Annotated in this window: 16 protein-coding genes; 9 read left to right on the top strand and 7 right to left on the bottom strand. The window is 71.5% G+C overall.

Annotated features, from left to right (window positions below; genetic code table 11):
• Nucleotides 1-148: 148 nt before the first annotated feature.
• The 5 genes from BLU79_RS28660 to BLU79_RS28640 form a co-directional block, all read right to left on the bottom strand.
• Entirely contained in the window at nt 149-1,018 is an 870-nt protein-coding gene (locus BLU79_RS28660; protein WP_093908830.1) for a 5-oxoprolinase subunit C family protein, read from the bottom strand.
• Nucleotides 1,015-1,632 (bottom strand): 5-oxoprolinase subunit B family protein, encoded by a 618-nt coding sequence (locus BLU79_RS28655; protein WP_093908829.1) that lies wholly within the window; start codon nt 1,630-1,632, stop codon nt 1,015-1,017. The genes BLU79_RS28660 and BLU79_RS28655 overlap by 4 nt, the downstream gene beginning before the upstream one ends.
• The gene (locus BLU79_RS28650; RefSeq protein ID WP_093908828.1) at nt 1,629-2,387 is read right to left on the bottom strand and encodes a LamB/YcsF family protein; all 759 of its coding nucleotides are present in this window, start codon (nt 2,385-2,387) and stop codon (nt 1,629-1,631) included. Before BLU79_RS28650 ends, BLU79_RS28655 begins: the two co-directional genes overlap by 4 nt.
• A 63-nt stretch (nt 2,388-2,450) precedes the next feature.
• Nucleotides 2,451-3,302 carry a putative hydro-lyase gene (locus tag BLU79_RS28645; RefSeq protein WP_093909082.1) on the bottom strand — a complete coding sequence of 284 codons (852 nt, stop codon included), beginning with the start codon at nt 3,300-3,302 and terminating at the stop codon, nt 2,451-2,453.
• A gap of 29 nt (nt 3,303-3,331) precedes the next feature.
• Nucleotides 3,332-4,630 carry an MFS transporter gene (locus BLU79_RS28640; RefSeq protein ID WP_093908827.1) on the bottom strand — a complete coding sequence of 433 codons (1,299 nt, stop codon included), beginning with the start codon at nt 4,628-4,630 and terminating at the stop codon, nt 3,332-3,334.
• Between the two features lie 131 nt (nt 4,631-4,761).
• Between BLU79_RS28640 and BLU79_RS28635 the strand changes: the two genes are divergently transcribed.
• The 4 genes from BLU79_RS28635 to BLU79_RS28620 all read left to right on the top strand — a co-directional run bounded on the left by BLU79_RS28635 (nt 4,762) and on the right by BLU79_RS28620 (nt 12,754).
• Nucleotides 4,762-5,454 (top strand): GntR family transcriptional regulator, encoded by a 693-nt coding sequence (locus tag BLU79_RS28635; protein ID WP_093908826.1) that lies wholly within the window; start codon nt 4,762-4,764, stop codon nt 5,452-5,454.
• Between the two features lie 80 nt (nt 5,455-5,534).
• Nucleotides 5,535-7,061: a hypothetical protein gene (locus BLU79_RS28630; RefSeq protein WP_093908825.1), complete on the top strand. Its 1,527-nt coding sequence runs from the start codon at nt 5,535-5,537 to the stop codon at nt 7,059-7,061.
• 52 nt (nt 7,062-7,113) lie between these two features.
• Entirely contained in the window at nt 7,114-7,995 is an 882-nt protein-coding gene (locus tag BLU79_RS28625; RefSeq protein WP_093908824.1) for a hypothetical protein, read from the top strand.
• A gap of 52 nt (nt 7,996-8,047) precedes the next feature.
• The gene (locus BLU79_RS28620) at nt 8,048-12,754 is read left to right on the top strand and encodes a hypothetical protein (protein ID WP_093908823.1); all 4,707 of its coding nucleotides are present in this window, start codon (nt 8,048-8,050) and stop codon (nt 12,752-12,754) included.
• Here the strand turns inward: BLU79_RS28620 and BLU79_RS28615 are convergent, their stop codons facing one another.
• Both BLU79_RS28615 and BLU79_RS28610 read right to left on the bottom strand, forming a co-directional pair.
• Nucleotides 12,755-14,302 (bottom strand): APC family permease, encoded by a 1,548-nt coding sequence (locus BLU79_RS28615; RefSeq protein WP_093908822.1) that lies wholly within the window; start codon nt 14,300-14,302, stop codon nt 12,755-12,757. It lies immediately after the preceding gene.
• A gap of 152 nt (nt 14,303-14,454) precedes the next feature.
• Nucleotides 14,455-15,102 carry a hypothetical protein gene (locus BLU79_RS28610; protein WP_093909081.1) on the bottom strand — a complete coding sequence of 216 codons (648 nt, stop codon included), beginning with the start codon at nt 15,100-15,102 and terminating at the stop codon, nt 14,455-14,457.
• 421 nt (nt 15,103-15,523) lie between these two features.
• On the opposite strand from BLU79_RS28610, the gene BLU79_RS28605 reads away from it, so the two are divergent.
• Genes BLU79_RS28605 through BLU79_RS28585 form a run of 5 tightly spaced genes read left to right on the top strand, consistent with a single transcriptional unit; the run spans nt 15,524 to nt 23,473 of the window.
• A complete protein-coding gene (locus tag BLU79_RS28605) occupies nt 15,524-18,373 on the top strand; it encodes a sensor histidine kinase (protein ID WP_093908821.1) in 2,850 nt (949 codons plus the stop codon).
• Nucleotides 18,370-18,807: a roadblock/LC7 domain-containing protein gene (locus tag BLU79_RS28600; protein WP_093908820.1), complete on the top strand. Its 438-nt coding sequence runs from the start codon at nt 18,370-18,372 to the stop codon at nt 18,805-18,807. Before BLU79_RS28605 ends, BLU79_RS28600 begins: the two co-directional genes overlap by 4 nt.
• A 9-nt stretch (nt 18,808-18,816) precedes the next feature.
• Nucleotides 18,817-19,212, top strand: coding sequence for a DUF742 domain-containing protein (locus BLU79_RS28595; RefSeq protein WP_093908819.1), 396 nt, complete (start codon nt 18,817-18,819; stop codon nt 19,210-19,212).
• Nucleotides 19,213-19,236: 24 nt separating this feature from the next.
• A complete protein-coding gene (locus BLU79_RS28590; protein WP_093908818.1) occupies nt 19,237-22,887 on the top strand; it encodes a hydantoinase B/oxoprolinase family protein in 3,651 nt (1,216 codons plus the stop codon).
• Nucleotides 22,868-23,473 carry a GTP-binding protein gene (locus BLU79_RS28585; RefSeq protein ID WP_093908817.1) on the top strand — a complete coding sequence of 202 codons (606 nt, stop codon included), beginning with the start codon at nt 22,868-22,870 and terminating at the stop codon, nt 23,471-23,473. Before BLU79_RS28590 ends, BLU79_RS28585 begins: the two co-directional genes overlap by 20 nt.
• Nucleotides 23,474-23,569 lie beyond the last annotated feature (96 nt).

Below are 23,569 nucleotides of genomic sequence, written 5' to 3'. Positions count from 1 at the left end.
TCCGAACGCCGCTTGGTGTCCGAGCAACTGTCCCTGCCGGACGGACTGTCGGTGCCCGTGCCCGTGCCCGGACAGCGCGCGGTCCCCAAGCAGCAGCCCGCACCGGAGGCGGCGTAGCGCACGCGTGCGTGGCGGGATGTGGCGGCCGTCAGCGACGGCGTACGGCCACGAAGCGGACCGGGGTGCCCGGTACCGCCTGGGCTGCGGCCGGGAGGTCGGCCGCGCGGACGACGGCGATCACCGGGTAGCCGCCCGTGGTCGGATGGTCGGCCAGGAACACCACCGGCCGGCCGTCGGGCGGCACCTGGACCGCGCCCAGGACCACGCCCTCGCTGGGGAGTTCGCGGGTGAGCGCCCGTTCCAGGGCGGGGCCCTCGGTGCGCAGCCCGATGCGGTTGCTCGCGGGGGAGACGCTGTACACGCGGGAGGTGAAGGCACGCACGGCACCGGGCGTGAACCAGTCGTCGCGCGGACCCGGCGTCACATGCAGGACGAGCTCGGCGGGGGGCGCCGGCTGCGGAGCGACGTCCACGCGCGCGTGGAGCGGCGTCGGTTGTCCCAGGGGCAGCACCGCGCCGTCCGTGAGGGGCGGTGGACCGAGTCCGGACAGCAGATCCGTGGAGCGGCTGCCCAGGACCGGTTCGACGGTGATTCCGCCGGAGACGCCCACATAACTCCGTACGCCCGAGAGGGCCGCGCCCACATCCAGGAGTGCGCCATCGGGCACCCGCACCGAAGCGCCCCAGGCGACCGGGCGTCCGTCCACCGTGACCCGGCAGGGCGCGCCGCCGACCGCCACGGTGACCGCCGAACGGGGCCGCACCGTGCAGCCGTTGAGCGTGGTCTCCAGTACGGCCGCCTCGGGGGCGTTGCCGACCAGCCGGTTGACGAGAGCCGCCGCCGGCCCGTCCAGGGCACCCGAACGCGGCACGCCCAGGTGGGCGTGTCCGGGACGGCCGAGGTCCTGCACGGTGGTGAGCGCCCCGGCGCGGACGACGGAGAGCGCGCGGTCGGTCATGAGCTCCCCACCGGAACGAAGCGCACGCGCGTGCCCGGTGACAGCAGCGCGGCCGGCACACGCGTGTGGTCCCACAGCACGGTGTCCGTGGTGCCGATCAGCTGCCAGCCACCCGGCGACGAGCGCGGGTACACGCCCGTGTACGGGCCCGCGAGCGCCACCGCACCCGCAGGGACGGCCGTGCGCGGAGTGGCCCGGCGAGGGACGTCGTAGCGCGGCGGTAGACCGGTGAGATAGCCGAAGCCGGGTGCGAAGCCGCAGAAGGCGACACTGAACTCGGTGTCCGCGTGGACACGGGCCACCTCGTGCGGGGAGACGCCCCACTGCGCGGCGACGTCGGCCAGGTCCGGGCCGTCGTAGCGCACCGGGAGTTCGACGACCACACCCGCGCGTGGGGGAGCGGGCGGCACTTCGGACGTGGCCAGTTCGGCGGCGACGCGGACCGGGTCGACGACGCCGTCCAGGAGGACCGTCCGGGCCGCGGGAACGATCTCGCGGACCGACAGCGAGCCCTCGGCTCGGCGTCGCAGCAGCTCCGCGTGCAGCGCCTGGGCCTCCTCGCCCGAGGACACCTCGACGAGCAGGGCGTCGTCGCCGACGGGCAGCGCCCTCATACGAAGGCCTCCACCCGGACCCCCGACTCCTCCAGCCGAGCCCGCACCCGGCGGGACAGCTCGACGGCGCCCGGCGTGTCACCGTGCAGGCACAGGGAACGCGCGCGTACGTCCACCGGAACTCCGGAGTGGGAGGTGACCACGCCCGTGCGGGCCAGGCCCACCGAACGCTCCACGACGGCATCCGGGTCGGTGACCACGGCGCCCTCCTGGCCACGCGGCACGAGCGTGCCCCGCTCGGTGTACGCGCGGTCCGCGAACGCCTCCGTGACGGCCGGCAGCCCGGACTTCGCGGCCAGCTCCAGCAACCGCGAGCCGGGCAGGCCGAGCACGGGCAGCGTGGCGTCCGCCAGGAGCACGCCCTCGACGACCGCGCCGGCCTGCTCCTCGTCGTGCACGACGCGGTTGTAGAGCGCGCCGTGCGGCTTGACATACGACACGCGCGTGCCCGCCGCCCGCGCGAAGACCTCCAGGGCGCCGATCTGGTAGGCCACTTCGGCCGCCAGCTCGGCGGGCGGCACGTCCATCGCTCGCCGCCCGAACCCGGCCAGGTCCCGGTAGGAGACCTGGGCGCCGATCCGCACCCCGCGCTCGGCCGCCTGCTCGCACACCCGCCGCATGGTGGCCGCGTCCCCGGCGTGGAAGCCGCACGCCACGTTGGCACTGGTGACGACCGACAGCAGCCGTTCGTCGTCGGTGAGCTGCCAGCGGCCGAAGCCCTCGCCGAGGTCGGCGTTGAGATCGATGGAGGTCATGGGCCCTTCAGGAGGCTCGGGTCGGGCGACTTGCTTTGTGTCCGGCGACGTCTGTGTTTTGTGTCAGGCGACGTCGGCGATGCGGTACTGCTCGTCGCGGGCGTCGGTCAGGAACATCTGGCCCGGTGCGTGAGTGATGGCGAACGGCGGACGCGAAGCCATCACCGCGGCCTGCGGGGTCACTCCGCAGGCCCAGAACAACGGGATGTCGTCCGGCTCGGCGTCCACCGGATCGCCGAAGTCGGGGCGGCCGAGGTCCGCGATGCCGAGTGCCGACGGATCGCCGCAGTGCACGGGGCTGCCGTGCACCGCCGGCAGGAGGCCGGTCTCCCGCAGCGCCGCCGCCAGATGCCGCGGCGGCACCGGGCGCATCGACACCACCATCGGGCCGTGCAGCCGCCCCGCCGGACGGCACTGACGGTTGGTCAGGTACATCGGGACGTTGCGGCCCTGCTCGACGTGGCGGATCGGCACGCCCGCCTCGGCCAGCGCCCACTCGAAGGTGAAGCTGCACCCGATCAGGAACGACACCAGATCGTCCCGCCAGTGCTCGCGTACGTCCCTCGGCTCGTCCACCAACTCGCCGTCCCGCCACACCCGGTAGCGCGGCAGATCGGTACGCAGGTCGGCGCCCTCGGCGAGTGGGGTCGTCCAGGAGCCGGCGTCCGTGACGTCGAGGACCGGGCAGGGCTTGGGGTTGCGCTGGCAGAACAGCAGCATCTCGTACGCCCAGTCGGCGGGCACCGAGATCAGGTTGACCTGGGTGTGCCCCGCCGCGACCCCGGCCGTGGGGCCCGTAAGGCCCTCCCGGAAGCGGGCGCGTGCCGATTTCGGGCTCCACGCGTGCGCGTGCTCGTCGACGAGGGTGAGCGGCAGGTCGTCTCTTGCGGCGGTGAGTCGCTGGTCATCGGCCACCACGGTGAGGGGGCGGTTCTCCGTACGGTTCACACCAGCTCCTTCCCGCGCGTCTCCGGCAGCCCGAGCAGGGCCAGTGCGGCGATGCCGTAGCCGATCGCGCCGAAGACCAGCGCACCGCCCACGCCCCAGCTGTCGGCCAGGAAGCCGACCGTGGTGGGGAAGATGGCGCCCACCGCGCGGCCGGTGTTGTACGTGAAGCCCTGTCCCGTGCCGCGTACGGCCGTCGGGTACAGCTCGCTCAGGTACGAACCGAAGCCGCTGAAGATCGCCGACATACAGAACCCGAGCGGGAAACCGAGCACCAGGAGCAGGGTGTTGGCGCCGCTGGGGATGTTCGCGTACGCCAGGATGCAGACCGCCGACAGCAGCGCGAACAGCCAGATGTTGCGCCGGCGGCCCAGCCGGTCGGTGAGGTAACCGCCGGTCAGATAGCCGATGAAGGCACCCGAGATCAGGAACGTCAGATAGCCGCCGGTGCCGACGACCGACAGGTTCCGCTCGGTCTTCAGATACGTGGGCACCCAGGTGGCGAGGGTGTAGTAGCCGCCCTGGACGCCGGTGGAGAGCAGTCCTGCGAAGATCGTCGTACGCAGCAGGCCGGGCTTGAAGATCGCCGTGAACGTGCCCTTCTGGGCGCTCTGTTCCCGCACGGCCACCGCCTCGGGCGCGTCGTGCACACGGCGCCGCATCCAGATGACGAGCAGCGCGGGCAGCGCGCCGGTCCAGAACATCACGCGCCAGGCCAGGTCCTCGTCGACGAGCGAGAAGACCAGCGTGTACATGATCGCGGCGAGCGCCCAGCCGACGGCCCACGAGCTCTGGATCGCGCCGAGCGTGCGGCCCCGGTGCTTGGCGCTCGCGTACTCGGCGACGAGGATCGCGCCGACCGCCCACTCGCCGCCGAAGCCGAGGCCCTGGAGGGCGCGGAAGACCAGCAGCGTCTCGTAGTTGGGCGCGAAGCCGCAGGCGACGGTGAAGACCGCGTAGGTGATCACCGTGATCATCAGCGCCTTGACCCGGCCGATCCGGTCGGCCAGTACGCCCGCGAGAGCGCCGCCGATCGCGGAGACCACGAGCGTGACGGTGGTGAAGAGGCCGGTCTGGCCGCTGTCCAGGCCGAAGTACGCGGCCAGGGCCACCATGCTCAGGGGCAGTGTGAAGTAGTCGTACGAATCCAGGGCATAGCCGCCGAAAGCGCCTGCGAAGGCGCGGCGGCCGCGCGGACCCAGGGCGCGCAGCCAGGCGAACGCGCCGTCGTCGGCGGCGCGTTCGTCAGTGGTGGGGTGGGTGTCCGGCAGGGCCTGCGGTGGAGGGGTCGTGCTCATGGGCACCTCGCAGTGAGGGGACGGAGGGTGCGGAACTGAGCTGAACGGGTGAGCAGCAAGGTAGAGGATCGTTGAACGATCCTTCAATACCCGTGTTGTTTCGTTCTCGTGTCTGCGGTTGAATTCCGGGCATGGCAGAGCAGCTGGGCGGACTGGCCGACGACCGTGCCCTCCTGGGGCGCACGAGCACGGCGGAGCGGGTCTCGGACATCCTCAGAAGCCGCATCGCCGAGGGCTTCTTCCCGCCCGGCACCCGGCTGTCCGAGGACAGCATCGGAGGGGCGCTCGGTGTGTCCCGCAACACACTGCGCGAGGCGTTCCGGCTGCTCACCCATGAACGGCTGCTCGTCCACGAACTGAACCGGGGCGTGTTCGTACGGGTCCTGGCGGTGGAGGACGTCGAAGACATCTACCGCACCCGACGGCTTGTCGAGTGCGCCGTCGTACGCGGTCTCGGCGAACCGCCGTACCCCCTGGAGGGGCCCGCCGAAGCCGTCTCCGATGGGCAGCGCGCGGTGCGCGAAGGTGACTGGAAAGGGCTGGGGACGGCCAATATCCACTTCCACCGGGAGCTGGTCTCCCTCGCCGGGAGCGCCCGTACCGACGAGCTGATGCGCAGCGTCTTCGCCGAGCTGCGGCTGGCCTTCCACATCGTGGACGATCCGCACCGGCTGCACGAGCCGTACCTCGCACGCAACCGGGAGATCCTCCGGGCCCTGGAGGCGGGCGACAAGGGTGAGGCCGAGATGCTGCTCGCGGTCTATCTCGACGACTCGCTGGAGCGGGTCGTGGAGGTCTACCGGCGACGGGTGAGCGCCCCGTAGGGCCATGCCCTGCGCTTCGGGCTCCCGGCGGTACGCGTTCGTTTGGGTCGTTGTCAGACCTAGGACCTAGTCTGTGCATCGTGACTTCACCCGCATCGACGGACCGTGTTCCGCCCCAGCTCAGCGCGGGGCCGCGCCCAGCTCCGGGCCCGGCCGCCGACGAGGGACTGGCGCGGCGGCTGCGCGCGCTCGCCTGCACCGCGCCGCTGCACGACCTCGATGCGCGCAAGGCCAACCTCGCGGGCGAGTACTCGGTCTACGGCATGGCGGAGGTGGCGCTCGCCGCCATCGATCTGGTCACCCTCAACATGGACTTCGACACCGGCGCCGACCATGACCAGATCGTCGCCCGGCTCATCCCGCGCATTGCCGCCCAGGCCGCGCAGCGTCCCGTCGCCGAGCACGAGCGGGTGGCCCGCTGGGTCCTGGAGAACCTGATCAACGTCGGCAGTGTGGACCGCGGCTTCCGGGCCGTATACGGCACATTCGCGCCGGACGGCAGCTATGTCCGCCGTGACTACGACTTCAAGCTGATCGAGGAGGTGCCGGGGCCGGGCGGCACGGTGTACCTCCGTACGACGGACGAGGCGGTCAACGTCCTCGTCGGCGCCCTCGACACCGACGTGACCAGCGCGCAGATCGCCGCCGAGGTCAAGCTGGAGGTCCTGATCAACCGCGGCCGCCTCGCCGACGCGCAGCTGGCCGCCGAGCAGGCCCGGTACCGGACCGTGCAGTACTCGGAGACGCTTCGCCGGGCCCTGGACGCGACCCGCCGCAATGTCCGGGCGGTCGACTGGATGAACGCCGTGCCGGACATGATCGCCGAGGCCCTCGACCACGTCGCCGACCGGTACCGCCACGAGAACGCGATCCTCACCAACATCCGCAAGGCCCGCGACGAGTCGGAGGACCCGGAGCACAAGCGCCGCGCCGCCGAGCTCGTCGACATCGTCAAGGACTGCATCCGACGCCACACCCAGCTGCAGTCCCGCCTGCTGGAGGCCGGCCCCCTGTTCCGCGCCGAGCAGGACCGACAGGCCTTCGCGGCGCCCATGACGACGTCGGGGACAGATCTGTACGGCCATCTCGTCGCCCCCCTCCTGCCGTTGCCCCTGGAGCAGGCCGTCCGGGTCACGGACGCCTTCTTCGCGCGCGGGACGGGCCTGCGTACGCCGGTGTCCGTGCGGGTCGGTGATCTCGTGGACATACTGCTGACGCCGCCCGTGGAGCGGGAGCACCTCGGTGCCGAGATGCCCGAGCCCGACCTCATCGCGACGCCGGACGACAGCCGGTTCAGCGAGGAGCAGTTGGCCGCGGCGACGGATCTGCTGGACCTGCCGGCCGATGCGCCGCGCCGGTTGTCGGGTCTGTTGGCGCAGGCGCGTCTCCAGGACCCGGAACTCCCGTATCTCGTGGCGTTGATGGCGGTTCACGCGGCGAGTCCACCGGTCGGAACCGCCTATCGGCAGGGCGAGGAGAAGCTGCTGTTCGCCGTGGACGACGGGACGGAGCTGGATGATCCCGAGTTCGGCGGGGCCGACCTGATCGTGGGCACGGCGCTGCTGGACGCGGCCGGGATGGCCGCCGACCGGACGGAAGCAGCATGAGGCCCACCGACAACCGTACGTACGAGCACCACCGCAGCAAGGAGCCGAAACCGTGACCGAGCACGTCGATCGGAGTGACCCGGAGGCCCCCGCCCTGTCGGCGACCGCCACCGTCACGCCCGCCGACGCCGCCGACGCGGCCCGGCTCGTCGCCTTCGGACTGCAGCCGAAGTTGCAGCCCGCGCGCGACCAGGAGTACGCGGATCTGCTGCGCCGCTACCGCGAGGACCCGCCGTTCGCGCGGCTCGCGGACGCGGTGGCCGCCGGGCTCGGACTGGTCGTGCTGGAGGTGTCCCCGCGCGCGGGGATGGCCGTGACGGCCGCAGAGGACTCGGTGTTCGCCGTGCGCATGGGGGACTACGCGCGTCGTACGTCGGCCGACGGCAGCGACCGGTTCCTGCACGGGCTGGCGCATCTCGCCGTCGCCGCCATGGCATTCCCGCGGCCCGAGGACCTCGCCGACGACGGATACATCGGGCGCGTCACGGTCAACGGCGTCGACGCCTTCGTACGGCAGGCATGCCGGCGGCTGGAGGAACGGGCGGCCGAGCAGGGGGAGAACACCGACCCCGCGACGGACGCGCCGGGGCTGGAGGCCGCGTGGCGGATCTGGGTCAGACGCAGCGCCACCGGCGCCACCAAGGACGCGCGTCGGCTCGCGGGCTCCACGACCGGCATCATCGGCAAGGCGGTGGCCTTCCTCACCGACTCCGGCTTCCTTCAGCGGACGGGCGACGACAACGGCGGTACGTACCGCACGACGGCCCGCTACCAGCTGCAGGTGCGTGACATGGCGGGCACCGCCGCCATGGCCGAGCTGCTGGAGCTGGGCGTAGTCCCGGTCACCGACGGCACGCCGACCCTGCTGCCCGCCGAGGAAACCGACGACCTGGAACTGGTGGCCGACGCCGGGCTGCCGTTCCACTCCGCCTGAAACGCCCCGCCCCGAACTTCCCCGATCTGACGAAGACTTACGAGAGTCCGCCATGTACGAGCTGTCCCGGGTCCGCCTCTACTCCATCGGACCGGCCGGTGCGCGCTATGCCGACACCGTGCTGGATCTGCGCGGTGTGGGCGAGCCCGTGCCCGACCCCGCGCCGACGCAGGCGGAGTTCTTCGAGGAGGAGCCCGTCGGTCCGCCGCGCCGACCGGCGCCCGCCGGGGTGCTCTTCCTGGAGAACGGCGGCGGGAAGTCGGTTCTGCTCAAGCTGATCTTCTCCGTGATGCTGCCGGGCCACCGCAACACCCTTGGCGGCGCCAGCTCCGGCGTGCTGCGGAAGTTCCTGCTCGCAGACGACTGCGGGCATGTCGCGCTGGAGTGGCAGCACACGCTCACCGGCGAGTGCGTCGTGGTCGGCAAGGTCAGCGAGTGGCGCGGGCGTCAGGTCTCCAACGACCCGCGGAAGTTCGCCGAGGCCTGGTACTCCTTCCGGCCGGGGCCCGGCCTGAGCCTGGACAACCTGCCCGTCGCCGAGTCCACCGCCGTACGGCCCACCGTCGAGGGCCAGTCGGGCGCGCAGGGGCGCCGTCGCACCATGAAGGGCTTCCGGGACGCCGTCACCGAGGCGGGCAAGGCGTATCCGCATCTGGAGGTCCACTGGGAGGAGATCCACGACCGCTGGATCGAGCACCTCGGCGACCTCGGCCTCGACCCCGAACTCTTCCGCTACCAGCGGGAGATGAACGCCGACGAGGGTGAGGCGGCCGGCCTCTTCGCGGTCAAGAAGGACTCCGACTTCACCGACCTGCTGCTGCGGGCCGTGACGGACACGCGCGACACCGACGGCCTCGCCGATCTGGTCAGCGGGTTCGGGAACAAGCTGGGCCGGCGCGCCGAGCTGATCGCCGAACGGGACTTCACCGCCGGGTCCGTCGATCTGCTCGGGCGGATCGTGGAGGCCGCCGAGGCTCGCTCACGCGCGCGTGACATCCACTCCGGCGCCGAGCGGCGGACGCGGACTCTGGCCCGGCGACTGTCCGCACGGGGTGTCCAGGAGCGTGTGCGCGCCGCCGATCTCGCCCAGCGGGTCACCGCCGCCGCGTACGCCGTCACCCACGCCGAGGCGGCGCGGGAGCGCAGCGCGCTGATCGCGGCCGAACTGGCCTACCGGCACGCCTCGTTGGCGCTCGCGGCGGCCGAGAAATCCGCGGCAGCCCAGAAGCGCGAGCTGGCCGACGCACGCACCCTGCACTCCGCCTGGCAGGCCGCCGAGGTCGTACTGCGGCACCGCGCAGCAGCCGACCGCGTCGCGCGCGTGGCCGCCGCGATCCAGGAGGCCGAACGGGACGCTGCCCCCGCGCTGGCCGCCCGGGCCAAGGCCGCCGTCGATCTCGTACGAGCCCTGCACGCGGCCGTGGAGAGCGCCGAGACGCTCGCCAACGAGGGGGAGGAGCGGTCCGCGGCGCTCCAGGAGGTCGGCGAGTCCGCCTACCGGGACTCCACCGCCGCCGCCACCGAGGCGCAGCGGGCCCGCAGCGAGGTCGGGCATCTGCGGCAGCGGCTGTCCGAGGTCGAGCAGGAGACCGCCGAGGCCGTCCGCGCCGGCTGGCTCGACAACACCGCCCCCGACGCCGACCCGGCCCGCGCGGCCCTCGCCGCGAGCGACGCCGAGAAGACGGCCGTCGCCGCCTGGGACACCGCCCGCGAAGCCTCCCGGCACGCCTCGGAGCACGCGCGCGAGGCGGCCTCGGCCGAGTCCCGCGCGGAGCTGACGGCCGCCCGCGCGGCGGACGCCGCAACCGCCGCCGAGCGCACTTACGACGCCGAGCGCCGCCTCGCCGAGGGGCTGGCGGCGGAGGAGCGGCTCGCGGAACTGCTCAGCCTGCCCGGCGATTCCGGCGCGAAGCGCGGGTCCGTGCCGGCGCCGCGCGCGGGTGATGACGGCAGGTCGAGTACGGGTGATGGCGGCAAGGGGAGTGCGTCCGCGCGTGACGGCGCGCAGATCGCCCCGAGCGTCCCCGTCGAAGGCGCCCTCACCCCGGAGGAGCTCGATCGCTTCGCCGACGAGCTGCGCGAGCTGCTCGACGACGCCGTGTCCGCCGCCGAGCGGCAGCTCTTCGAGCTGCGTACGGCAGCCGCAGACGACTCCCGGATCCTCGGCGCGCTCGGTGACGGTGGGCTGCTGCCGCCCGGCCCGGACGTGCTCGCCACTGTGGAGTTCCTCGGCGAGCAGGGCATCCCGGCGCTGCCGGGCTGGCGCTACCTCGCCCAGGCCGTCGACCCCGCCGACCACGCGCGCGTGCTCGCCGCCCGGCCCGAACTGGTCGACGGTGTGATCATCACCGACCCGGACACGCACGCGCGTGCCCGCGAGGTGCTCAGCGACGCGGCACTGCTGCCCCGGTCGGCCGTGGCGGTGGGTACGGCAGCCGCCCTGCTCGCCCCGACCCCGGCCGCCGACGCGCATGGCGGCCCCAATCCTGCTGTATTCCTCGTACCGCCGAACCCGGCCATGCACGACGAGCACGCCGCCGACGAGGAGCGGCACGCCCTGCGCGCGCGGGCGACCGGGCGGGACGAGGAGATCCGCACGCTCGCCGCGCGGCTCGGCAAGGACCGTGAGCTGGCGGCGCGGCTCGCCTCGTGGCGGACGGGCTGCCCGGCCGGACGGCTGGTCGAGCTGGGACAGGCGGCCCTGGACACGCGCGCGTTCGCCGAGGAGTCCGAGGCAGAGCTGGCCGAGGCACGGACCGTGCGGGCCGAGGCCGACGAAGCCGCCGCCGAGGCCGCTCAGGTCCGCGACGAGCGTCAGGAGGGCGCGCAGAAGGCCCGTCGGGCCGCCGACGCCCTCGCCGGGCTGGCCTTCCGGCTGCGTGAGCGGGCCGGTTGGCAGGTCAAGGTGCGCGAACTCGCCGACGAGGCCACCGAGTCCGAGGCCCGCGCCCAGACCTGCCTGGAGCGCGCCCGCGCCGCCGACGAGGACCGTCGTGCCGCCCAGCGCGCGGCCGACGACGCGCGCCGCACCGCCCGCGCCCTGCGCGCCGAGCGCTCGGAGATCGCGGGCGCCCCCGACGACGTACCGGACACCGATGCTGATGCCCCAAAGGCGTCCTTGCCCGCGCTTCGAGAGGCGTACCGGGCCGCCTCCCAGGTGTACGAGAAGGTCGGCGTCGGCGCCGACCTGCGCGCCGAGCAGGCCCGTGCGGAGAGCGACGAGAGCGCGGCGCGCGCGGAGCTGGACCGGCTGAGCAACAAGGTCCGTACCCGGGCCGAGCAGCTGCTGGAGTCGCCCGACGGCTCCGACGGGCCGTCCCGGCAGGCGGCGGCCGCGCGTGCCGAGGAGCTGGTCCAGCTTCTGGAGACCCGTATGTCCAGCGCGAGCGAGCAGCTTGGCCGGCTGCGTGGTGAGGCAGAGCGGCACGCGCCCGAGGACGGTGAGGCGCACACCGAGCTGTCCGAGGAGCTCCAGCCGCGCGACGCCGAGCACGCGCAGGCGTTGCTGCGCACGGCGACCGCCGAACTCGCCTCCCGCACCGAGGCGTTGACGCAGGCACGGGAGGCCCACGCGGAGCTCCTCGAAGCGCACCGTGCCGCCGAGGACGCGGCCGGCGGCTTCGACGAGATCGCCGCGATGCTGCGCGACCTGCTGCGGGAGCACGCCCCGGACGAGGAGCAGGAGACGCCGGAGCCGTACCCGGGCACCCTGGAGGAGGCCCGGCACTCCGCGGCCGAGGCCCGCCGGTCGCTGCGCGGCTGCGCCGCCGACCTGTCCGCCGCCGAGGCCGCTGTGCGCGAGGCGAGCGACGTGCTCGTCCGGCACGCCAACTCCACGCGGTACGAGCAGGTCCGCACCCCCGCTCGCCAGCAGATCCGCGAGCTGCCGGCCTCGGCGCTGCCCGAGCACGCCCAGAAGTGGGCGGACGCCTTCGCGCCCCGACTCCGCGTCCTCACCGACGAGTTGGCGCAACTGGAGCGCAACCGCGACTCGATCGTGGACCGGCTCCGCGGGCTGGTCGAGTCGGCGCTGGCCACCCTGCGATCCGCCCAGCGGCTCTCCCGGCTGCCCGAGGGGCTCGGCGAGTGGTCCGGGCAGGAGTTCCTCCGCATCCGCTTCGAGGAACCCGACCAGGCCACGCTCACCGAACGGCTGGGCGAGGTCATCGACGAGGCGACGCGGGCAGCGGTGAAGAAGAACTCGGACCTGAGGCGGGACGGTATGTCCCTGCTGCTGCGCGGTGTCGCCGCGGCTCTTCAGCCGAAGGGCGTCGCCGTCGAGATCCTCAAGCCGGATGCCGTACTGCGCGCGGAGCGCGTGCCCGTCGGGCAGATGGGTGATGTGTTCTCCGGCGGTCAGCTGCTCACGGCGGCCATCGCCCTGTACTGCACGATGGCCGCCCTGCGGTCGAACGACCGGGGCCGGGACAAGCACCGGCACGCCGGCACGCTGTTCCTGGACAACCCGATCGGACGCGCCAACGCGACCTATCTGCTGGAGCTCCAGCGCGCCGTGTCGGATGCGCTGGGTGTCCAGCTCCTCTACACCACCGGCCTGTTCGACACCACCGCGCTGGCGGAGTTTCCGCTGGTCATCCGATTGCGCAACGACGCCGACCTCCGCGCCGGGCTGAAGTACATCAGCGTCGAGGAACACCTCCGGCCGGGACTGCCGCAGCAGACCCCGGCCGGGGAAGCGGTGCACAGCGAGATCACGGCGACCCGGATGTTCAAACGGCCCGCACCGACGACAGGCTGATCAGGCGTCCGCTTTCGCATCCGAGGCGCCCAGGCGGTGCTCGGCGAGGACGCCCGTCCTGTGCCGCTGGACGAACCAGTAGTACGCGAAGCCGCCGCCGCCGATGACCGCGACGAACAGCACCGCGCCCCAGCGCAGATACCAGTGGTAGGGGGCCGTCGCGTTGTAGACCGCGGCGCGCGGCCAGATCAGGTTGACCGTCATGCCCACGCCCCACACCACGGCGACGACGTTCACCAGCAGCCCCCACCGCCCCAGGGAGAACTTGCCGTCACCCGCGGGCCGCCACTTCCCACGCAGTCGGGCCACCAGCATCGGGGCGGTGACACCGAGGTACGCGAGATAGATCATGATGATGCCGATGCTGGTGACCACGGTGAAGATCTGCGGCTGGCGGATGTTGACCACCAGGATCGCCAGCGCCAGGATCCCGATGATCACGGTCGGCAGCACCGGCGTCTGGAAACGTGGACTGACCCGTGCCAGTCGCCCGGACGCCGGCAGATTGTTGTCCCGGGCCATCGCGAACGCCAACCGGATCGCCGCCGTTTGGACTGCCAGGGCGCACACGGTGACGGCGATCAGCACGCACCACAGCATCGCCTTGCCGGCCGTCGGACCGAGCACGTCGAGCACGACGTACTGCAGGCCGTCCGTGGACAGCTTGTCGCCCTCGAGGCTGGAGACGCTCATCAGAGCCAGCAGCAGAATCAGGCCGCCCAGGACGAAGGAGGCCACGACCGCGCGGATGATGGCGCGCGGCGCGTTGCGGGACGGGTCCAGGCACTCCTCACCGAGCGAGGATGCCGTGTCGAAGCCGTACATGACGTACGCGGACGCCAGCGAGGCCACGAGGAACGCGCCGAGGTAACCGGTGCCGTAGTCCGCGCCGGTTCCGTTCGTGTCCAGGACCACCTGTGGGCCACGTGTGATGTGGACGGCGAACAGGACGATCAGTACGACGGTGGCGATCAACTCGATGAACACACCCGCCGAGTTGATCCTCGCCATCAGCTTCACGCCGAAGGCGTTCACCAGTGTGGTGAACAGGATCAGCACCGCGGCCAGGAGGACCGCATTGGTCGCCACGTCGTACTTGCCGGTGCCGTCCCCCACGAACTGGAACGCCGACGAGATCTGGGGGAGCGTCAGCTGGTAGGCCAGCGCCACGGCCGAGATGGACACGATGGACGCGATCAGCATCATCCAGCCGGCCAGCCAGCCCAGATGCGGGTTGCCGATCTTCTTCGACCAGTTGTAGACCGACCCCGCCACGGGGTAGCGGGCGGCGAGCTCCGCGAAGCAGAGCGCGACCATGAACTGGCCGACGAAGACCATCGGCCACGACCACCAGTAGGCGGGGCCGCCGCTGGCGTAGCCGAAGTAGAACAGCTGGAACGTGCCGGTCAGGATCGAGATGTAGCTGATCCCGGCGGCGAAGGTGTGGAAGTTGCCGAGCGTGCGCCTGAGTTCGGGGCGGTAGCCGAACTCGGCGAGTTCGTCGTCGTCGTGACTTTGGGGACTGGTTGACTGCTCCGTGGGTGACATGAGCGGACTCCTGGTGGGCGGGGAGAGGGCGGCTCCTGCGGCTGCCGGGATCACTGAGGCGGGTTGATCGAACCAACCTTGCTGTGAGCGGCATGTGTCACGCCAGATGTACTACGTCTCCCGCTTTTCCCCGCGACGCCGTCCCGCCGTGCTCAGGAATGCGACAGTTGGCCGGCCCCACCCCGGCGGCGTATTCGCGCCTGCGCCCGCTTGGCTTCCCGCGCCTGGCGCCGCGCCAGGCGCCGCTCGCGTCGCAGGACGCGCGCTGTGCTGCTCGGTGTCGAGACCACCCCATGCCGCTGGTTCCACACCTGCCGGGTCACCCAGACGTCGAGAGCGCCCCAGGTGGCCACCACCGTGCTGACCACGCTGTTGATCACCATGGGGAAGGCCAGCCACGACTCCGCCAGAGTGCACAGGAACGCCACCATGGCCTGGATCAGTGTCACCGCGATGATCAGCACCGCCCGCACCGCCGCCGTGCGCACCGGATCGGGCATCCGGCGCCGCCGGGTGGCCTCCTCCACCCACAACGGCCGGTACGCCGATGGCTCTCGGCCCGCTCTGTCGTCGACGGCCGCGGCCCTTCTCCCGCCCTTCGGTGCCGCGCCGGCGGAGCTGGCTGAAACGTCACGGTCGTGCGCCTTCACCGCACTCACGTTCGCCCGAACCTCTGGGTCGCCCGTCGCCCCGCGTCCGCCCCCGGGAATGTCGCGATCCCGCGCTTCGAGGCCGCGCCGTGCTGTCGTAGGCGTCGTCGCGCCGTCCTCGGGCGTCTCCTGCCGCTCCGCCGTGCCCATCACGTGTCACTCCCCACCGCCGGCAGACCGCTCGCCCGCGTCCCGAAGACTCGGCACCCCAGTGGCTGCCCGGCTTGCGCTGTTTTACGCCGCCCGGGGACGGGATGCGGCTCCTGTGGCCCATTTCGCCTCCGTTTCCCGTACAGAAGGACGATCGACGCGTCCCGAAGATTCCCGGGAAGGGTAATTTTCCGGCCAACTGGCCTGAGGGGGCGGCCGGATCGCTTCTCGGGGCCCTCAAGGGTTTGCGGGAGGCAATCTCCCGCAATGGCCGGACAACTCCCCATGTCTCGTCACTGGCGCGGAAGTTCAGATTCCGGATGTCCCTTCGAGTTACTTGTGCGTCGGTAGTAGGCTCGCGCCAATTGTTGACGCACAGGTGTGCCCCCTGACCGCTTGGGGGTTTGAGCTGGGGGAGGCCATGCACTTTCGCGGGAAGTCGATCCGCCGGAAGATGGTGGCGCTGCTTCTCGTGCCGCTGGTGTCCCTGACCGCGATCTGGGGTTTCGCCACGGTACTCACGGGGCGAGGTGTGGCCCAGCTGTTCACGGTGTCGTCCCTCGTCGAGAAGATCGGTTACTCCACCGAGGACGCCGTCCGCGTCCTGCAGCAGGAACGCCGCCAGGCGCTGGTGTATCTCGCCGATCGCCGGGCCTCGGACGCCCTGTCGGCACTGCGGGCGACCAGGAACGCCACCGACGCCGCCGTCGCCGAGATCCGCAAGAACGCCAAGGACCCCGATGTCCGCGACGGGTTGGACGAGGGCGACAGCGAGCGGCTCACCGCCGTCCTGGACGCCTTCGACAGCATCAACCCCCTGCGTCGCAGTGTCGAGGACGGAACGGTGACCCGCGTCGCGGCCCTCAACCAGTACAACCTTCTCGTGGACCCCTGCTACGCCCTGCTCGGCTCCCTCGACGGGATCGACAGCGTGGCGATGGACAAGCAGGCCCGAGCCCTGCTCAACGTGACCCGCGCCCGCGAACTGCTCTCCCGCGAGGACGCGTTGCTCAGCTCCGCCCTGGTGGTCGGGAAGCTTTCGCGCGAAGAGATACGCGATGTCTCCGATCTCGTCGCCCAGCGCTCCCTCATGTACGACATCAGCCTGACGGACCTGCCTTCCTCCGAGCGGGAACGCTTCGAGCGCTTCTGGAGGAACGCCTCCACCGCTCCACTGCGCGTCGCCGAACAGGCCGTCATCTCCTCCCAGGCGGGCAGGCCCAGCACGGTCGACGCCAAGAGCTGGGACACCGTCGCCGGCAGCGTTCTCGACGAGCTCAGCAAACTCAACGACGAGGCGGGCGCGCGCTATCAGGACCGCGTCAGTCCTGTCGCCGTGGGCGTCATCCTGAAGGCGGCCATCGCCGGTGTCCTCGGTCTGCTCGCCCTGCTGCTCTCCCTCTTCCTGTCCGTGCGCATCGGCCGTGGCCTCATCCGCGATCTGCGGCAGCTGCGCCTGGAGGCCCACGAGGCATCCGGCGTGCGACTGCCCAGCGTGATGCGCCGCCTCTCCGCCGGCGAACAGGTCGACGTGGAGACCGAGGTCCCGCGGCTGCAGTACGACAAGAACGAGATCGGTGAGGTCGGCCAAGCCCTCAACACCCTGCAGCGCGCCGCCGTCGAGGCGGCCGTCAAGCAGGCCGAACTGCGCGCCGGTGTCTCCGAGGTCTTCGTCAACCTCGCCCGCCGCAGCCAGGTCCTCCTCCACAAGCAGCTCACCCTCCTCGACACCATGGAACGCCGGACCGAGGACACCGACGAACTCGCCGACCTGTTCCGCCTCGACCACCTGACCACCCGAATGCGCCGGCACGCCGAGGGCCTGGTGATCCTCTCGGGTGCCGCCCCCTCCAGGCAGTGGCGCAAACCCGTCCAGCTCATGGACGTCGTGCGGGCCGCCGTCGCCGAGGTCGAGGACTACGAGCGCATCGAGGTCCGCCGCCTGCCCCGCGTCGCCGTCACGGGCCCGGCCGTCGCGGACCTCACGCACCTCGTGGCCGAACTTCTGGAGAACGCCACGGTGTTCTCCCCGCCGCACACCGCCGTCCAGGTCCTGGGCGAGCGGGTCGCCAACGGTTTCACCCTTGAGATCCACGACCGCGGCCTCGGCATGGCGGCCGATGCCCTGCTGGATGCCAACCTCCGACTCGCCGAGACGCCCGAGTTCGAACTGTCCGACACCGACCGGCTCGGTTTGTTCGTGGTCAGCCGGCTCGCCCAGCGGCAGAACGTCCGTGTCTCGCTGCAGCCCTCTCCCTACGGCGGCACCACCGCCGTCGTCTTCATCCCCGACGCGCTGCTCACCGACGACATCCCGGACACCAACGGCATCGGGTTCCGCCTGGACCGACCCACGCCCTCGAAGGAGGCCGAGCTGGAGGAGGCGCGCCGCGCCGCCCTCGCCCATGTACCGGTCCGTGTGCCCGGCCTGCCTGCCTCGCTGCTGGACGGCCCGGTCGAGCTGGAGGCATCCGTCGACCTCGACGCCCTCAGTGACTTCCCGGACCCGCTCGACGAAGAGGACGCCGAACGCGGCGGTCTCTTCCGCCCGCGTCGCACCCTCGCCCATGGGGAGGACGAGGCGAAAGGCCCGCTCGGCGCCCACCCGGTCTCCGGCATCCACAGCGGACCGGACCGGGCAGACCCGAACGACGAGGTGAGCGCCCCCGTCCCGCTTCCCCGCCGCAGGACACCCAAGCTGGTCAGCTCACACGGACGCCCGGTCACCGAGCAGCGTTCCCGCCGGGAGGAAGCGGACCCGGAGCCCTCCACAGGCCCGAGCCGTCCGGAGCCCAACGGCCTCGCTCCGCTGCCGACCCGCCGTCGCGGTACGGGCGCCCGCGGCGAGCTGCCCGGCACACCGGACCGGAACGCCGGCCGGGCCGACACATCGCCCTCCGCCGGGCACGACCGTGGTGAGCGGCCGGAGCCCGTGGCCCTCCCGAGACGCACACGACGGCCCGCGATCGCCGCGAGCAGCTCCGACGACAGCGCCTCGGGCACGGCCGCCGTCCCGCCGGAGACCGGCCCCGGCTCGGCGCCGCTGCCCCGGCGCGTACGACAGGCCAACCTGGCTCCGCAGCTCAAGCAGGGCCCCGCACGCCGCGCCGAGGAGGGGACGGAGCTCGTCGAGCGGGACGCGGACGAGGTACGCAGCCGAATGGCCTCACTCCAGCGCGGCTGGCAGCGCGGCCGCCAGGAGAACGCCGCGGGCGATGACGCCCACAGCGGCACAGCACCACAGGGAACGACTAAGGGGGACGGTCGATGACCGCACCAAAGGCGACCGGCCACATCGCGACCAACCAGTCCGGCGAGCTCAACTGGCTCCTCGACGACCTGGTGGACCGCGTCGCCAGCATCCGCAAGGCCCTCGTCCTCTCCGGCGACGGCCTGCCGACCGGGGTGTCCAAGGACCTGACCCGCGAGGACAGCGAGCACCTGGCCGCCGTCGCGTCCGGCTTCCACAGCCTCGCCAAGGGCGTGGGCCGTCACTTCGAGGCGGGCAACGTCCGGCAGACGGTCGTCGAGCTCGACGACGCCTTCCTGTTCGTGACGGCCGCCGGTGACGGCAGCTGCCTCGCGGTGCTCTCCGACGCCGACTCGGACGTCGGCCTGGTCGCGTACGAGATGACGCTGCTCGTCAAGCGGGTCGGTGTGCATCTGGGGAGCGCTCCGCGCACCGATCTGCCCTCGGGCGGGTAGTGGGATGGCATGAGCGCTGAGGGTCAGGGAAGAAGCCACTGGTTCGACGACGACGCCGGGCCGGTCGTCCGCCCGTACGCGATGACACGTGGCCGCACCACCAGTGCGGCCCAGCACCGTCTCGACCTGATCGCGGTGGTCGTCGCGGAGCCGCAGGCGGACGATCCGGAAGCGGACTCGACGCTGTCCCCGGAACACGTGGACATCGTCGAGCTGTGCCGTGACGTCCCGCAGTCCGTGGCCGAACTCTCCGCCGAACTCGACCTGCCCATCGGAGTCGTACGGGTCCTCATAGGGGATCTCGTGGACGGGGAATTCGTCCATGTGAACCGGCCCGTTCCGCCTGCCGAGCTGGTGGACGAGAGTATTCTGCGCGACGTGATCAACGGCCTGCGGGCGCTGTGAGCGGCGTGGAAGCGGGGTAGTGACGTGACAGGCTGGCAGTTCTGGGTCGACCGAGGCGGCACCTTCACGGACATCGTCGCGCGACGCCCGGACGGCCGCCTGCTGACCCACAAACTCCTGTCGGAGAACCCGGCTCGCTACCCCGACGCGGCCGTCGCCGGCGTACGCGAGCTGCTGGAGAGCTCCCAGGACCCCATCGAGGCGGTCCGCATGGGCACGACGGTTGCTACCAACGCCCTCCTCGAACGCAAGGGCGAGCGGACCCTGCTGGTCATCACCCGCGGGTTCCGCGATGCCCTGCGCATCGCCTACCAGAACCGGCCCCGCATCTTCGCCCGCCGCATCGAACTTCCCGAGCTGCTGTACGAACGGGTCGTCGAGGTCGACGAACGCATCACGGCGGACGGCACCGTCCTGCACGCGCCCGACCTGGACGCCCTCGTCGGCCCCCTCCAGGAGGCGTACGACAACGGAGTCCGCGCTGTCGCCGTGGTCTGCATGCACAGCCATCTGCATCCCGCCCACGAACAGGCCGTCGGCAGGCTCGCCGCCCGCATCGGCTTCCCGCAGATCTCGCTGTCCAGCGAGGTCAGCCCTCTGATGAAAGTCGTCCCGCGCGGGGACACCGCCGTCGTCGACGCCTACCTCTCGCCCGTACTGCGCCGCTACGTCCAGCATGTCGCCGACGAGCTCGAAGGCGTACGGCTGATGTTCATGCAGTCCAATGGCGGCCTGGCCGAAGCCGGGCAGTTCCGCGGCAAGGACGCCATCCTCTCCGGCCCCGCCGGCGGCATCGTCGGCATGGCCCGCATGTCGCAGCTCGCCGGCTTCGACCGCGTCATCGGCTTCGACATGGGCGGTACCTCCACCGACGTCTCGCACTTCGCTGGAGAGTACGAACGCGTCTTCCACACCCAGATCGCCGGCGTCCGGCTGCGTGCCCCCATGCTGGACATCCACACCGTCGCGGCCGGCGGTGGTTCCGTCCTGCACTTCGACGGCTCCCGCTACCGCGTAGGGCCGGACTCGGCGGGCGCGGACCCCGGGCCCGCCTGCTACCGGGGCGGCGGCCCGCTCGCGGTCACCGACGCCAACGTCATGCTCGGCCGAATCCAATCCGCCCACTTTCCCAGGGTGTTCGGCCCCGACGGTGGCCAACCCCTCGACGACACCCTCGTCCGGGACCGCTTCGCCGTGCTCGCGCGCGAGATCCGCGAGCAGAGCGGCGACGACCGTACCCCCGAGCAGGTCGCCGAGGGCTTCCTGCAGATCGCGGTCGCCAATATCGCCAACGCCGTGAAGCGGATCTCCGTCCAGAAGGGCCACGACGTCACCCGCTACGCCCTCACCACCTTCGGTGGCGCAGGTGGCCAGCACGCGTGCATGGTCGCCGACTCGCTCGGCATCCGCACCGTGCTCGTGCCGCCCATGGCCGGAGTCCTCTCCGCGCTCGGTATCGGCCTTGCCGACACCACGGCCATGCGCGAACAGTCCGTCGAGGCACCCCTGGAGGCGGCCTCGATGCCCGGCGTCCTCAAGACGGCGGAGGGTCTGGAGGCCGCTGCCCGCACCGAACTCCTCGACGAGGACGTCCCAGAGGACCGCATCGAGGTCACCCGCCGTGCCCAACTCCGCTACGACGGCACCGACACCACCCTCACCGTCGAGCTCACCGAGCCCGACACGATGAGGCGAACCTTCGAAGAACGTCATCGCGCCACGTACTCCTTCACCCTCGACCGCCCGATCGTCGTCGAAGCCCTCTCCGTCGAAGCCACCGGCATCACCGACCCCCCCGATCTCTCCGCTCTCGCCCCGTACGAGGCCACCCCTGAAGGCGCCCCGGCAGCCCCGGAGACCGTCCCCCTCCACACGGGCGGCACCTGGCGCGACGTACCCCTCCATCGCCGCGAGGATCTGCCTCCCGGCGAAACCGTCACCGGCCCGGCGATCATCACCGAGTCCAGCGCGACGACCGTCGTCGACCACGGCTGGCAAGCCGCGACGACCGACGACGGGCATCTGGTCATGGAACGCGTGGCGATTACGCAGAGTTCCGAGATCGACACGAAAGCCGACCCGGTTCTTCTGGAGGTCTTCAACAACCTGTTCATGTCCATCGCCGAACAGATGGGCGCCCGCCTGGAGTCCACGGCGCAGTCCGTCAACATCAAGGAACGGCTCGACTTCTCCTGCGCGCTCTTCGACCCGGACGGAAACCTGGTGGCCAACGCCCCGCACATCCCCGTCCACCTGGGTTCGATGGGCACGAGCGTCAAGGAGGTCATCCGGCGTCGCCGCTCCCGGATGCGCCCCGGCGACACGTACGCCGTCAACGACCCGTACCACGGCGGCACCCATCTCCCCGACGTCACCGTGATCACCCCGGTCTTCGAAGCGGGAAGCACCGCGAACACGGAGGGTGATCCGGAGATCCTCTTCTACGTCGCCTCACGCGGCCACCATGCCGAGATCGGTGGCATCGCTCCCGGCTCCATGCCCGCGGACAGCCGCACCATCGACGAGGAGGGAATCCTCTTCGACAACTGGCTGCTCGCCGAGGAGGGCCGCTTCCGCGAGGAGGAGACCCTCCGCCTGCTCACCGAGGCGCCCTACCCGTCTCGTAACCCGAAGACCAACCTCGCCGACCTGCGCGCCCAGATCGCCGCCAACCAGAAAGGCGTCGACGAGGTCGCCCGCATGATCGAGAACTTCGGCCTCGCCGTCGTCCAGGCCTACATGAAGCACGTCCAGGACAACGCCGAGGAAGCGGTGCGCCGCGTCATCGACGCCCTGGACGACGGCGCGTACGCCTACGAGACCGACTCCGGCGCCGTGATCCGGGTACGCGTGCGCGTGGACCGCGAGAACCGCTCCGCCACCGTCGACTTCACCGGAACGTCCCCGCAGCTGTCCACGAACTTCAACGCCCCCTTCTCGGTCGTCAACGCGGCGGTCCTGTACGTCTTCCGCACCCTTGTCGCGGACGACATCCCGCTCAACGACGGCTGTCTGCGGCCCCTGGAGATCGTCGTGCCGTCCGGTTCCATGCTGGCGCCCGAACCACCGGCAGCGGTCGTCGCGGGCAACGTGGAGACCTCTCAGGCGATCACCGGTGCCCTCTACGCCGCGCTGGGCGTCCAGGCCGAGGGCTCCGGCACCATGAACAACGTCACCTTTGGCAACGAACGCCACCAGTACTACGAGACCGTGGCCTCCGGATCCGGCGCGGGCGACGGGTTCCCCGGCGCGCCCGTCGTCCAGACCCACATGACCAACTCGCGGCTCACCGATCCCGAAGTGCTGGAGTGGCGACTGCCCGTGCAGCTCGACGAGTTCGCCGTACGGCGCGGAAGCGGTGGAGCCGGCCAGTGGCGTGGCGGGGACGGGGCCGTGCGCCGCATCCGGTTCCAGGAGCCCATGACCGTCTCCACGCTGTCCCAGCACCGCAGAGTGCCGCCGTACGGCATGGCGGGCGGCGAACCCGGTGCGCTGGGAGCCAACCGCGTCGAACGCGCGGACGGCACGGTCACCGAACTAGCCGGAAGCGACTCGGCGGACGTCGGCCCCGGCGACGTACTCGTCATCGAAACCCCCGGCGGCGGAGGCTACGGCCCACCGTCGCGCGACCCCCATCAAGCAGGAGAAGAGATCGATGATCTTCGGGCGTTCTGAGCGCGGGAAGCCTCCGGTCGAGCCCGTCACGCTCAAGATCCTGGTGGCCGGCGGCTTCGGCGTGGGCAAGACCACCCTCGTCGGCGCGGTCAGCGAGATCAGGCCGCTGCGCACCGAGGAACTGCTCACCGAGGCCGGACGCCCCGTCGACGACACGAGCGGTGTCGAGGGCAAGCGCACCACCACCGTGGCCATGGACTTCGGCCGCATCACCCTGCGCGAGGACCTGGTGCTGTACCTCTTCGGCACACCCGGCCAGGAGCGTTTCTGGTTCATGTGGGACGAGCTCTCGGAAGGCGCGCTCGGTGCCGTCGTCCTCGCGGACACCCGTCGGCTCGAGGACTGCTTCGCGGCCGTCGACTACTTCGAACGGCGCTCCATACCCTTCCTCGTCGGCGTGAACTGCTTCGAGGGAGCCGCCCGCTACCCGGCGGAGGACATCCGGCGGGCCCTCGACCTCGACGACGGCGTACCGCTGCTGCTGTGCGACGCCCGCGACCGGGAGTCCGTCAAGGAGATCCTCATCGGCGTAGTCCAGCACGCGATGGCCTACCAGGCGGACCGCCGGCAGACCGTGACCACCTGACCTCGGCGCACAGGCACGGCCCGTACCCCCGCCGACCGGGGTACGGGCCGCGGCTCATGGCACGCGCGCGTGGCTCACGCGGGTCGCACGCACGCG

The organism is Streptomyces sp. cf386, assembly GCF_900103585.1.
Classification (GTDB): Bacteria; Actinomycetota; Actinomycetes; order Streptomycetales; family Streptomycetaceae; genus Streptomyces.
Note: the sequence above shows the minus strand (reverse complement) of the source record. Positions and strands in the feature narration are given on the sequence as shown.